The sequence below is a fragment of the Robertmurraya massiliosenegalensis JC6 genome (assembly GCF_000311725.1).
In the GTDB taxonomy this organism is placed as follows: domain Bacteria; phylum Bacillota; class Bacilli; order Bacillales; family Cytobacillaceae; genus Robertmurraya; species Robertmurraya massiliosenegalensis.
The window spans coordinates 118,600-132,087 of the sequence record NZ_HE978514.1 but is presented as its reverse complement, the minus strand read 5'-3'; the positions used below and the strand labels follow the sequence as shown (position 1 = coordinate 132,087).

Sequence of the window (13,488 nt, the reverse complement as noted above, 5' to 3'; positions counted from 1 at the left end):
GCGGCTTCTAAAAAGGAGGAGTTTCATGAACGATATTTGGAATGCCTTTGTTAAAGATGACCTTCATCTTAAACCAGTGGGAGAAGGTAGATTAACAGGTTTAACCGGTGCTGTCAAAGACGTTTTTTTTATAAAAAACTATCGAAACACAGCCGGAAATCCCGACTGGTATCGAACGCATAAGCCTGCTGAAGAAAATGCTCCTGTCATTAATCTATTATTAGAGCAGGGAGCGAGGCTAATGGGCACTACCCATACGGATGAATTGATGTATAGCTTAAACGGCGAAAATTTTCATTATGGAACTCCAATCAATCCAGCAGCTCCTGACAGAATTCCGGGGGGTTCTTCAAGTGGGTCCGCTGTTGCGGTTGCTGGTGAACTTGTGGATTTTGCCATTGGTACTGACACGGGAGGCTCAGTCAGAATTCCTTCATCCTATTGTGGGATATTTGGGTTCAGACCGACTCATGGCCTTGTCGATATTACTGACGTGATTCCCTTAGCTCAAAGCTTTGACACGGTAGGCTGGATGGCAAAGGATGCAAAGGTATTACTAAAAGTTGGAGAATCATTGATTCCTTACGCACCTAAAGTTGGCCAAGATTTTTCTCAATTTTATTTAGAAGAGGAAGCATGGTCATTTTTGGATGAAGAAACGAAAGAATGCTTACTAAAAAAAGTGGAGGCGTTACCGTCAAAAAGGTATGTAAAGGTAACGAAAGATGGACTTACCGAATGGGCTAGTTTATTCCGTACCATGCAAGGTATTGAAATTTGGGAATCGCATCATGAGTGGATTGAAGAGGTTAAGCCATTTTTTGGACCAGGAATTGCCGAGAGGATTGAATGGACGAGTACTTTAAATAAAGATGAGCTTTCGGCAAAAAAGAGCAAGCAGCAAATGATTAGCACAAAGCTATCTAATCTATTAAAGGAAGATGGATTATTAGTGATCCCGACCGCTCCAGGAGAAGCCCCTAAGAAGAATTTATCGCTTGAAAAAATGGAGCAATATCGCTCAAAAGCGATGCAATTAACATGTATTGCTGGATTGGCAGGTTTTCCACAAGTGACGATTCCACTTTTGAAGGATAATAGATATCCGATCGGATTGTCCTTTATCGCAAATAAGAATGAGGACTTGAATCTGCTAAAATGGACAAGTCAGTTTGTGGAGAAGTGAGGGAGGTAATCATGGCTAAAAAAACATATTCATCCTACCGGCCAACGACGATGGCAGCAAATGGCATGATCACAACACCACACTATTTAGCTTCACAAGCAGGTATGAAAGTTTTGCAAAATGGAGGAAACGCTGTTGAAACGGCAATTGCAGCAGCCTCGACGATTGGCGTTGTTTATCCCCATATGAATGGAATTGGTGGGGATAATTTTTGGCTCATTTATAACGCAAAAGAGAAAGAACTGAAAGCGATAAATAGTTCGGGAAGTGCTGGAGATAAGGCGACGATTGAATTTTATAAAAGTCAGCAATTCGAAAAAATCCCCTCTAGAGGGGTGCTGGCTGCCAATACCGTACCTGGGGCGGTTGCTGGCTGGGATTTAGCCTATCAATTTTCACAAAAGAACCTAAAGGGTACATATACCTGGGGACAATTGCTTGAAGCGGCCATTGATTATGCGAAAGAAGGCTTTCCCGTAACTCCGAGCCAGCAATATTGGACGAACACGAATTTAAATAAAGAGGATAACGAATTGCGTCATTTGCAACGTTTTCCTCAATTTTGCAACGTTTTTTTGAAGTCAAATGGTCTTTCATATAGCCCAGGAGAACTGATGAAACAGCCTGATTTAGCATCAACATTAGAGGCGATTGCAACGGAAGGGAGTCAAGTTTTCTATAAAGGGAATTTGGCGAAAATAATGGACCGTGATTTTCAGGAAAATGGCGGTTTGTTAACATATGAAGATTTTGCTCGGCATAAAAGCGACTGGGTCGAACCGATTTCGGTTAAATATCGGGGTAACACTGTCTACAATGTACCACCGAATTCACAAGGATTTGCCTCGTTATCGATCTTAAATATTTTAAACCATTTTAATCTGGATTTAGTAGAAGAAGGCTCTGTGGAATATTATCACTTACTAATTGAAGCGATCAAACTAGCTTTTGTGGATCGAGATAAATATTTAACTGACCCGGAATATTCACCAATTCCATTACAATACTTACTATCACCTCAAAGAGGGCTAGAGCTTGCAGAAATAATTAATTTTACAAATGCGAAGAATTTCGATCAGCAACTGGATCCGAAAGGTGACACAATTTGGCTTGGAGTCGTGGATAAGGAAGGCAATGCTGTTTCTATGATTCAAAGCATATATCATGAATTTGGTTCGGGGTATATTCCGAAAAATACAGGTATTGTTCTACAAAATCGCGGCAGTTTCTTTTCACTTGATCCAGAACATGTCAATTGTCTGCAACCGAATAAACGTACCTACCATACATTAAACCCAGCAATGATGTTTACGGATGACAAGCTTTCCTTAGTTTATGGAACGATGGGGGGAGAGGGCCAGCCGCAAACGCAGACAGCACTTATAACAAGAATTGCTGATTATGGCTATCCGGTCCAAGCTGCGATAGAAGCTCCGCGATGGTTATATGGACGAACATGGGGTGTTGAATCTAATCGTTTAAAGATGGAGGGAAGGGTGTCTAAAGAGGTTTTGCAAGCACTTCGTGAAAAAGGTCATGATGTAGAAATTCACGAAGATTTTACAGATGTCATGGGTCATGCGGGCGTGATTAAGATTGACCATGCTACAGGAGTCAAATATGGAGGTGCGGATCCAAGAGGTGATGGAGCAGCATTAGGATATTAAAGGATGATGTTAGGAAAATGAACATGATAAATAGTGTCTAGTCTTCGGGCTAGGCTCTTTTTATGCGGTATTTAGTTAAGATCAACAAAACAGAATGAAAAGTTTGTCAGCAATAACTAATGTCAAAGCGGAATGTGAATTATATAATGAGAATATATTACATATAACGTTAGAAAACATAACATAAGGTATTATTGAGGAGGGATCAGGTTTGGGGAACGAGGTAGTCTCATTTCAACAGGTTGATAAGGTCTATACGACTGGTACTGTCGCACTGAGTCAATTGGATTTGTCCATTCAAGAAGGAGAGTTGATTAGTTTCCTAGGTCCTTCAGGATGTGGGAAATCTACGGCTCTGAGGATGGTAGCAGGACTAGGAGATGCGACGAAGGGGAAGATTGAAGTTTTTGGCCAAAATCCGAAAGAAGTCATTCAAAAAACAAATGATCTGGCATTTGTCTTTCAAGACGCAAATTTACTACCATGGAGAACGGTCCTTGATAATGTACTATTACCACTAGAATTAAGGGGTTCTGATAAAGATAGTCGCATGGAAAATGCCGTCAATGTTTTAGAAATGGTTGGGCTTAAGGATCATCTGAAATCCTATCCTAGACAGCTTTCAGGCGGAATGAAAATGAGGGTCTCTATTGCACGTGCTTTAGCAGCAAAGCCGAAGATGCTCCTGATGGATGAACCTTTTGCAGCTCTAGATGAGATGACAAGGCAAACCTTGCAAGGGGATTTGTTGAACATTTGGGAAAAAGAAAATATGACCATCTTATTTGTTACTCATAACGTCTATGAAGCAGTCTATCTATCATCAAGAATTGCTGTAATGTCAGCTAGACCAGGCAGATTATCTACATTTATTGATGTTGAACTCCCGAATCCTAGAGAACGTACGAATCGTCGGTTTACGGAATATGTGGAGCTTGCCTCTCGAAGTCTTGAACATAGTATCGGTCGAAGGGAGCTAGGGTAAATGTCTGTACAAACAGTTACAAGTAAAAATGAAAATATCGTTCAAGACGTCCAATCTTCAAAGACTAAGTTTAAATTGAAAAGAACGATAATTGGACCGATCGTCGCACTCGTTATTTTTCTAGCAATCTGGCAATTTATGCCTCTTATGCTTGATATAAAGCCTTTTATTTTACCGAAGCCATCAGACATTATTGCGGTTGCGATTTCAGAGTGGCATTTATTATGGCCAGCGATCCGAATCACTGTCACTGAATCGGTGATTGGATTTTTATTAAGTGCTGTTATTGGGATTGCTGTTTCAGTTTTACTAGCAAGCTCAAAAGTGCTTGAGATTAGTCTTTATCCTTATGCTGTTATTTTACAAACAATTCCTGTCGTCGCGATGGCACCGATTGTCGTCATTTGGTTCGGATCAGGCTTTAACTCGATTGTGATCATTGCCTTTTTGATTGGATTTTTCCCCGTTGTTTCGAATACATTGATGGGCTTGAAATCAGTCGATAAGGATATGTGTGATTTGTTCGCCTTATACAATGCTTCAAAATGGCAAACAATGTGGAAGCTTAGAATTCCAGCTGCACTTCCATACATTGTGTCTGGTTTAAAGGTTTCCTGTACGTTAGCGATTGTTGGGGCTATTACTGGAGAGTTTGTTGCAGGGATAGGCGGTGGAAAAGGTGGGCTTGGGTATGCGATAACGGTGGCAGCAGTTCAGTTGAAAACTCCATACTTATTTGCCTGTGCGATTGCTGGGGCGATCTTTGGGATCACGTTCTACCTTCTAGTAAGCTACTTCTCTCATTTAATGCTTAAGTCATGGCATGAATCCGCAATTAAGAATGAAAAATAGATACACATTGAATAAAAATAGTAGAGGAGAGAAGATGAATGAAAGGGTGGAAAAAATTACGATTTATACTTGTGTCGATGGTGTTCATTATGGTTCTAGCAGCTTGTGGCGGAGAACAATCTAGTTCGTCGTCAGAGGAAGCTAAAGAGGTGAAATTGGTTTTGAACTGGTTCGCGAAATCACAGCATGGCGGAGTGTATTCAGCTATAGAGGAAGGTTTGTTTAAAGATAATGGATTAAATGTGACCGTGGAGCCAGGAGGTCCGCAGGTATCCTCGATCAACATGGTCGCTTCAGGCAATGCAGAATTTGGACTTGCTCATGCAGACCAAATTGTAATGGCAAGAAATGAAGGGATAGAATTAGTCGCTGTAGCGGCAGCGATGCAAGGCAGTCCACAAGCTTTTATGTTTCATAAAGGATATGGGATCGATGAGTTTGAAGACTTAAATGGAAGAAAAGTATTTATCCAACCAGGGATTATCTACTGGGAATTCTTAAAGAATCAATATGATTTAAGTGGAGTAGAGGAATTAGCTTATACAGGTCAGCATGTCAATTTTATTGATGATATGGATGCGATTACGCAAGCATTTTTAACTTCTGAACCTTATTTCATGGAATTAGAAGGTGTTGAAGTTGAGACAAAGCTTGTTTCGGATGCTGGTTATGATCCATATAATGTAGTCTTATATGTCTCAAAGGACTATTTAGAAGATAATAAAGAGACGGTTAAAGCATTTACGGAAGCCTTTGTGGAAGGATGGAATGCGTATAAGGACTCATATGAAGAGATTAATCCAATCATTCAAGAGGATAATCCAGATATTGAACTTGAATCTTTACAGTTTGAATCCGAATCTCAAGAAGAGTTCGTCTATGGGATGGATGCGGCAGAACACGGCGTAGGCTACATGACGGAAGAACGCTGGGCAACTCTCATCGATCAGTTATACGAACTAGGACTAGTAAATGAGAAATTTGATGCAAGTGAAATCTTCACGACAGAATTTCTGCCGCAATAGACCATACACCACTTAATGTAGAATGAAATTTGAAGCTTGGGCTCCTTGCGAAAATGGATAAATCTCAATTCAGCAGGGCTCCATTGCCAGCAGATAAAAATCGAAAAAAATAAAAAGTAAGAGGATAAAAACGTATTGTTTTTAATCTCTTGCTTTTTTATGAATCAGCTTTTTATTTGTAAGAGAAACTTGGTGAATCTAATTTTTAACTATTGACAATATACCTATAGGGGTATATCATAAACGTGTCATGGATAATTGTTTCGTTGTTAGAGGCATAAATGATATATTTAATTGAAATGTGCAATTATGAATTTGATTATGTAAATATACAATTTTCTAAAGTCTAAAACGATTCTATAAAATGAGTAAACTAAACAAAATGGTTGATACTTTAAAGAGGGAGGAAAAGAAATGGGTTATAATGACCAAATTAAAAATCGAGTTAAACGTATCGAAGGGCAGCTTAGAGGCATATTACGCTTGATGGAAGAAGACAAGGATTGCAAAGAGGTTATAACACAGCTATCTGCTGCTAGAACAGCAATTGATCGAACAATGGGGGTAATTGTAAGTTCAAATTTAATCGAGTGTGTTAAACAAGCGGATGAAACAAATGAAAAAAGCACAGAAGAATTGGTAAAAGAAGCAGTAAATCTATTAGTAAGAAGTCGATAAAAAAGGGTTGACACCCTCTTTTATTTTAATAAATATAATACCTATAGGGGTAAGGGTAATGACTTGATTATATCTAGCTAAATACCCGTATGATAAATAAACAATAAATAGGAGGTCATAAAATGACAGAAAAGAAAAAAACAACAATTGTCCTATTAAGCGGAGATTATGATAAATCAATGGCAGCTTATATTATAGCGAATGGTGCAGCAGCTTATGATCATGAAGTAACAATATTTCATACTTTCTGGGGATTAAATGCGTTAAGAAAAGATGAAAGTATTTCCGTTGAAAAAGGATTTATGGAAAAATTATTTGCCAAAATGATGCCTAGAGGCGCTGAAAACATGGGATTATCCAAAATGAACTTTGCTGGTTTTGGACCTAAGTTAATCAAGAAAGTAATGAAAAAACACAATGCAATTCCTCTATCACAATTAATTGAGATGGCACAAGAGCAAGATGTGAAATTAATTGCCTGTACTATGACGATGGAATTACTGGGTTTACAGAAAGAAGAACTTTTAGACAATATTGAATATGCAGGAGTAGCGGCATATTTAGCAGAAGCTGAACATGGGAATGTCAACCTATTCATCTAATTGAGTAGATTTCACCATGTATCCAAGGTGAATAGTAAACGGCTAAAGAAAATGGGTACACAAAAGTAACAAATGTCAAAGGCGACATGAACGCCGGTTATAGTGAACATAAGGAGGAACGAACCATGAAAGAAATGACTGCAAAAGAAGTTGAATCGAAGTTAAATGAAGGAAAAAAATTAAATATTATTGATGTTCGCGAAGTTGATGAGGTAGCGGCTGGGAAAATACCAGGAGCCGTAAACATTCCATTAGGACTTATTGAGTTCCGAATGCATGAATTAGATAAAACAAAAGAATATTTGATCGTTTGCCGGTCAGGAGCCAGAAGCGGCCGTGTTTCACAATTTCTTGAGTATTACGGATTTAATGTAACTAATATGAAAGATGGAATGCTTTCTTGGGGAGGAAATGTAGAATAATTTTTTTAATCACAAAGATACCCATACAGGTATAAAACAGGAGGGAAAAGAATGGTTAACATGAGAGCAGACGTAATTATTGATGCAACTGGATTGGCATGCCCGATGCCAATTGTAAAAACAAAGAAAGCAATCAATGAAATAGAAGCTGGTCAAGTACTGGAAGTTCAGGCTACAGATAAGGGATCCAAAGCTGATATCAAGGCATGGTCTCAAAGTATTGGTCATCAGTATTTAGGGACGTTAGAAGAAGGTGAAGTATTAAAACATTATATAAGAAAGTCTTCTAATGATGAATCAATCGAAAAAAACATCCGAACGTAATTAACAATGATGAACTCGAACTGAAACTTAACATAAGTGAAAATATTGTGGTTCTTGATGTGAGAGAAACAGCAGAATATGAGTTTAGTCATATACCAAATTCTATCTCAATTCCATTGGGTGAACTAGAAAAGCGTTTATATGAATTAGATAAAGAAAAAGAAACTTATGTTATTTGCCGAACAGGAAACCGTAGTGACCTTGCTGCTCAAAAATTAACTAAAAAGGGATTCACTAAAGTCATTAACGTCGTACCGGGGATGAGCCAATGGACTGGAAAAAGAATAGAGGTCTCAAAATGAACCCGATTGAGTAGATTTTACCAAGGTAAATTAAAAAACGAACCATTACAGAAATTCTTTTGTTGATGTACTGGAAATATACTCATTTTCTGTAGAATTCATTCCCTAACGTTCGTTTTTTACTTGAAGTACGACTTGATGAAATTGATTCAATGAAAGTAATAAAAAGTGATTATCCATATTGTATAAATAAAATTGAACATATATTTTTTAAGTTAAATAATACTATAGGGGGTATATTGATGACTGTTAAAGTAATGACGTCAAAAGAGATAGTAAAAAAAGTATTTAATAAGGAAGAATTGTTTATTCTAGATGTTCGTAATGCAGATGACTTTCAGGATTGGAAAATCGAAGGTCAAAACTTTGAGTATCTAAATGTTCCATATTTCGAATTGCTTGATGGTGTTGAAGGAATTATGGATAAACTTCCCTCTGATAAAGAGGTATTGGTAGCATGTGCAAAGGAGGGATCTTCTATTATGGTCGCTGAAATGCTCTCTGATGAAGGGCTTACGATTTCTTACCTAAAGGGCGGTATGAAAGCTTGGAGTGAGTATTTAGAGCCTGTAAAAATCGGGAATTTGAACGATGGCGGCGAGCTTTATCAGTTTGTGCGTGTTGGGAAAGGGTGTTTATCCTATATGCTGATATCGAAGGGTGATGCTGCTATTTTTGATGCCACTCGTATGACTGATGTATATCTTGAATTTGCTGACAGTATGGGTGCCAAAATTACTCATGTCTTTGATACTCATTTACATGCGGATCATATTTCCGGTGGAAGGGATATTGCAGAAAAAATAGGTGCAACCTATTGGCTGCCTCCAAGAGATGCAACAGAAGTTACGTTCCCTTACGAACCATTAGAAGATGGAAATGTTGTTGAAATTGGAAACGTCAATATTAATATCCATGCCTTATATTCTCCAGGCCACACCATTGGATCTACTTCGTTTATTGTTGATAAAAAGTTCTTGCTTTCAGGTGACATTTTGTTCATTGACTCAATTGGAAGACCTGACTTAGCGGGATTGGCTCAAGATTGGGTAGGAGATTTAAGAGAAAGTTTATATCAACGTTATAGAGAACTGTCAATGGAATTAATCGTTCTTCCTGCTCACTTTATGATATTGGAAGAACTAAATGAAGATGGTAGTGTATCAGAAAAATTAGGAACTTTATACGCTAACAACCATGGCTTGAATATTAAAGATGAAAATGAGTTTAGAAAGATGGTAACAGAAAATCTACCACCTCAACCGAATTCGTATCAAGAAATTCGTAAAACGAATATGGGAAAAATCAATCCTGATAAAGAAAAGCAACGTGAAATGGAAATAGGACCAAATCGTTGTGCAGTTCGATAGGGGAAGCAAATAGTAGGAGGCAAAGAAATGGAAGTAACTAAAATTTTGGATGCAAAAAGATTGGCATGTCCTATGCCGATCGTAAAGACAAAAAAGGCAATGAGTGAATTAGAAAGCGGTCAAGTTTTAGAAATCCATGCTACGGATCAAGGAGCAAAAAATGACTTTCCGGCATGGACAAAATCAAGCGGTCACGAGTTAATTAAACACGAAATCGATAACGATGTTTTAAAGTTTTGGATTAAAAAAGGTTAAGAAAAGGGAACCAGATTGGGTTCCCTTTTCTTAAAGGAGAGACTGTATGATGGATATTGGATTTATCATTACCATCTTCTTAATTGGTTTTATTGGTTCCTATATTTCTGGGATGTTAGGAATTGGTGGTTCCATTATTAAATATCCGATGCTTTTATATATCCCGCCCTTATTTGGTTTAGCTGCATTTAGTGCCCACGAAGTATCAGGAATAAGCGCTGTTCAGGTGCTTTTTGCGACAATCGGTGGGGTTTGGGCATATCGTAAAGGTGGCTATTTAAACAAATTACTAATTGGGTATATGGGAATAAGCATTTTAATTGGTAGTTTTGTGGGCAGTTTAGGTTCAAGGATGATGACAGAGGGCGGTATTAATTTAGTATATGGCATTTTGGCAATCATAGCTGCTGTGATGATGTTTGTCCCAAAAAAAGGAATTGATGATATTCCTCTTAAACAAGTGAAATTTAATAAATGGATTGCAGCTTCTCTAGCATTATTTGTAGGAGTTGGTTCTGGAATTGTTGGAGCGGCAGGAGCTTTCTTATTAGTTCCAATCATGCTAGTTGTTTTAAAAATACCAACACGAATGACGATTGCTTCTTCATTGGCTATTACGTTTCTATCTTCAATTGGCACTACAGTTGGAAAAATTACCACGGGACAAGTTGAATTCTTACCTTCCGTCATAATGATCATTGCCAGCCTTGTTGCCTCACCATTAGGTGCAATGGCTGGAAAAAAGGTAAACACAAAAATTTTACAAGTTATATTAGCTTTATTAATTTTAGCAACCGCCATTAAGATTTGGATTGATATACTATAACCCTAAACAAGATTATCTCACTATTGTAGCTTTACTATGGTAGGTTTTCATCTTAACATTATCTTGATATTTCCTATAAAGGTTCTGGAAATTAATTTAATATAATGAACTTGAAAGAAGAAATAGGAAATGGATGAAAGGGAGTTGGCTTGTAATGAAATGGAGTTATTTGTTGACAACAACTGCTTTCGTAGGTTTTTTTTCATTAGGTGTTATGGTTACTCCAAATGGCATGTCATCAGCAACGGTAAAACAGCAAGATGCTAGCAAAGGTTTGTCCGTTATTCAAACAGTCGATGAACAGGAGAGCAATCAAGAAGGAGAAACGGAATGGATTTGCCCAGTGACAGGAGAATCCAACGGGATGAGAACTGGGATGGGTATGACAGGCGGAATGATGACTTCTATGTCAGAGCTACTTTCTGATGGACTAGGTATGACAATAGAGGAATTCCAGACAGCACGTATGGAAGGTAAGTCTGTTGCTGAGATGGTTGAAGAGAAAGGGATTAAGTTTGAAGACTTAGTGAAGGCAGTAATAGAAGAAAGAAAGAGCGAACTTGCCCAGCAAGTGAATGATGGAGTACTAACACAAGATCAAATGGAAAATAGATTAAGAAATATGGAAACGATGATGAACCGGGCATTCGAACAGGATGGTACAGGTCATATGCGCGGCAGTAAAATGGGTATGAAGCAAGGTAGCAGATGGAGTAATGATGCCAAACCTCAGCAAACTCAAATCGGAACTGGTACACAATTTTAGTAGGATAACTAACAATGTTTAAACTCTGGGGCTTTGCTTCAGAGTTATTTTGGTTATGTACCGATTTAACTTGGCAGACATATTTGTCCTGATTGAACAGTTTTTCCTCCTAGTATAATAGTAAATGAGGAAGGTAAGGAGGTTAGAATGTGAGTAGAGTCATTGCTGTTGTGGATGATGAAGTGAGAATACGAGATATGGTGAAAACATTTTTACAGCAAGAAGGCTTTGAAACAGTTGAAGCAGCAGACGGAGAAGCAGTGGTTCAGTTAGTAGAAAACCATGATCTAGACCTGATCCTATTAGATGTTATGATGCCGAAAAAAGATGGACTACAAGCATTAAGAGATATCCGCTCTAAACATAAAAAAATACCCGTTATCATGTTAACAGCAAAATCTGAGGAAATAGATAAATTATTAGGTCTTGAAATGGGTGCGGATGATTATGTTACCAAACCCTTTAGTATGCGTGAACTCACTGCAAGAATAAGGGCGGTTTTGAGAAGGTACAGTATCGATGAGATTAATGATGAAATAGATGAACTTTTGATTCGTGACGATATTGAAATTAATTTATCGACATATGTAGTAAAGGTAAACACCGAAATCATAAATCTAACACCTACAGAATATAATATTTTGGTGACACTGGCTAGAAAGCCAGGCCGTGTCTATAGTCGACTTCAATTAATGAACAGTGTGATGGGAGAGGAGTATGTTAATTATGAGCGTTCGATTGATACTCATGTCAGTAACTTAAGAAAAAAAGTTGAAAAAGACCCAGCTCACCCAAAGTACATACATACGGTTTATGGAATTGGCTATCGTTTTGGTGAAAAAAGATGAAGCTGCAAACAAAGTTGATCATTGCATTTATCTTGATTGTTTTGTTAATGGGAATTAGCCAATCAATCTTTGTACAATCTAGTATCCGCACAACTTTCCAAAATTATCTAGACCAACACACGAACAATTTTTTGCTGCGAATGGAACAGACTCTGGAGCAATATTATGAAGAAACAGGCTCGTGGAATAAGGCACAGGAGCTTTTTTTAAATTATGATTCCACAAATGAGCAAGGTCATGGTATGATGAGACGCACTATGTTCATGAATATGTCCACACCTAATAGCGATTTATTAATACTTGACTTGAATGGGGTTATCATCGGTGATTCAACTGGTGAGAGAATTGGTTTGGATGGTACGGATATATCTGGAAAGAAAGTGGCTTTAAGTGTCAATGGCGAAAAAAAAGGGACCCTAGTCCTCTATCAAAATAAGCTTCAAAATCTTGAAAAAGAGTTTCTGCAATCATCCAATAAGGCTATTATAATTAGTGGTTTATTGGCAACTATAGTGGCAGCGGTGTTTAGTCTATTTATATTAAGAAAAATATCTGAACCTTTAAAGGTTTTAATGATCGGAATTAAACAGTTAGCTAGTGGAAAAAGAACAACCAAAGTCCATATAAAGTCAACCGATGAATTCTATGAGCTTGGGGAAGCATTTAATGATATGGCACAGAAGATACAACAAAATGAAGAAAAAAGACGTGCTATCGTGGCGGATGTGGCACATGAGTTACGTACACCTTTAGCAATATTGCAAGGAAAACTAGAATTAATGCAAGAAGGGGTGAGTGCACCTACGGAAGGAAATATTCTTGAACTCTCAGATGAAGTGTATCGCTTGAGTCGTTTAGTAAATGATATACAACAGTTAAGTCTTGCAGAAGCGGGCAAACTTCCGCTAAATATTCAGTCTGTTGATATATCTGGAATGATAAAAAGAATTTCCCATCACTTTCAGGTGCTTGCTGATGAAAAGGACATTGAACTTAAATATAACAAAAACCAAGAAGAAAGATTGCTGCAAATCGATGCAGATCGAATGACACAGGTGATTGTGAACCTTGTTGGGAATGCTCTTCGTCATACTCCTGAGAATGGAATAGTAGAGATTTCTACTTTGCAAAAAGAAAATTGGTTTTTAATCAAAGTAGCTGATTCCGGACAAGGAATACCAGAAGACGTGCTTCCTCACATTTTTGATCGATTTTATAAAAGGGATACTTCAAGAACACGTAATGAAAGTGGTACTGGTCTAGGGTTATCCATTGCCAAGGGATTTGTGAAAGCGCATGGTGGATTCATTACCGTTGAAAGTGAAAAGAACAAAGGCGCTGTTTTTACTATCAATCTTCCTATTTAAACAACACACCCTA

The 13,488-nt window shown here is 37.8% G+C and carries 14 protein-coding genes and 1 pseudogene; all 15 read left to right on the top strand.

Going from position 1 to position 13,488, the window contains the following annotated elements:
* The first annotated feature begins 25 nt into the window (after positions 1-25).
* The 15 genes and pseudogenes from BMSHG_RS14070 (at position 26) to BMSHG_RS14000 (ending at position 13,475) form a co-directional block, all read left to right on the top strand.
* Entirely contained in the window at positions 26-1,186 is a 1,161-nt protein-coding gene (locus tag BMSHG_RS14070) for an amidase (protein ID WP_019155089.1), read from the top strand.
* Positions 1,187-1,197: 11 nt separating this feature from the next.
* Entirely contained in the window at positions 1,198-2,853 is a 1,656-nt protein-coding gene (gene ggt, locus BMSHG_RS14065; protein WP_019155088.1) for a gamma-glutamyltransferase, read from the top strand.
* Positions 2,854-3,064: 211 nt separating this feature from the next.
* Positions 3,065-3,838: an ABC transporter ATP-binding protein gene (locus tag BMSHG_RS14060; protein ID WP_019155087.1), complete on the top strand. Its 774-nt coding sequence runs from the start codon at positions 3,065-3,067 to the stop codon at positions 3,836-3,838.
* Entirely contained in the window at positions 3,839-4,690 is an 852-nt protein-coding gene (locus tag BMSHG_RS14055) for an ABC transporter permease (RefSeq protein ID WP_019155086.1), read from the top strand. It abuts the gene before it with no gap.
* Positions 4,691-4,728: 38 nt separating this feature from the next.
* The gene (locus tag BMSHG_RS14050) at positions 4,729-5,715 is read left to right on the top strand and encodes an ABC transporter substrate-binding protein (RefSeq protein WP_019155085.1); all 987 of its coding nucleotides are present in this window, start codon (positions 4,729-4,731) and stop codon (positions 5,713-5,715) included.
* A 414-nt stretch (positions 5,716-6,129) separates the two neighbouring features.
* Positions 6,130-6,393, top strand: a complete 264-nt coding sequence (locus BMSHG_RS14045) for a metal-sensitive transcriptional regulator (protein ID WP_019155084.1) — start codon at positions 6,130-6,132, stop codon at positions 6,391-6,393.
* 122 nt (positions 6,394-6,515) lie between these two features.
* The gene (locus tag BMSHG_RS14040; protein WP_019155083.1) at positions 6,516-6,995 is read left to right on the top strand and encodes a DsrE/DsrF/DrsH-like family protein; all 480 of its coding nucleotides are present in this window, start codon (positions 6,516-6,518) and stop codon (positions 6,993-6,995) included.
* A 125-nt stretch (positions 6,996-7,120) separates the two neighbouring features.
* A complete protein-coding gene (locus tag BMSHG_RS14035; RefSeq protein ID WP_019155082.1) occupies positions 7,121-7,417 on the top strand; it encodes a rhodanese-like domain-containing protein in 297 nt (98 codons plus the stop codon).
* A 51-nt stretch (positions 7,418-7,468) separates the two neighbouring features.
* Positions 7,469-8,043 (top strand): annotated as a pseudogene (locus tag BMSHG_RS26205) (sulfurtransferase TusA family protein).
* A gap of 242 nt (positions 8,044-8,285) precedes the next feature.
* Positions 8,286-9,413 carry an MBL fold metallo-hydrolase gene (locus tag BMSHG_RS14025; RefSeq protein ID WP_019155081.1) on the top strand — a complete coding sequence of 376 codons (1,128 nt, stop codon included), beginning with the start codon at positions 8,286-8,288 and terminating at the stop codon, positions 9,411-9,413.
* Positions 9,414-9,440: 27 nt separating this feature from the next.
* The gene (locus BMSHG_RS14020) at positions 9,441-9,668 is read left to right on the top strand and encodes a sulfurtransferase TusA family protein (protein ID WP_019155080.1); all 228 of its coding nucleotides are present in this window, start codon (positions 9,441-9,443) and stop codon (positions 9,666-9,668) included.
* A 49-nt stretch (positions 9,669-9,717) separates the two neighbouring features.
* Complete coding sequence (locus BMSHG_RS14015; RefSeq protein ID WP_026073460.1) at positions 9,718-10,494, top strand: sulfite exporter TauE/SafE family protein; 777 nt, start codon at positions 9,718-9,720, stop codon at positions 10,492-10,494.
* A gap of 154 nt (positions 10,495-10,648) precedes the next feature.
* Positions 10,649-11,260, top strand: coding sequence for a hypothetical protein (locus BMSHG_RS14010; RefSeq protein WP_019155078.1), 612 nt, complete (start codon positions 10,649-10,651; stop codon positions 11,258-11,260).
* Positions 11,261-11,409: 149 nt separating this feature from the next.
* On the top strand, positions 11,410-12,108 hold the full coding sequence (locus BMSHG_RS14005; protein ID WP_019155077.1) for a response regulator transcription factor: 699 nt from the start codon (positions 11,410-11,412) through the stop codon (positions 12,106-12,108).
* Positions 12,105-13,475: a sensor histidine kinase gene (locus BMSHG_RS14000; protein WP_019155076.1), complete on the top strand. Its 1,371-nt coding sequence runs from the start codon at positions 12,105-12,107 to the stop codon at positions 13,473-13,475. The genes BMSHG_RS14005 and BMSHG_RS14000 overlap by 4 nt, the downstream gene beginning before the upstream one ends.
* The last annotated feature ends 13 nt before the right edge of the window (positions 13,476-13,488 follow it).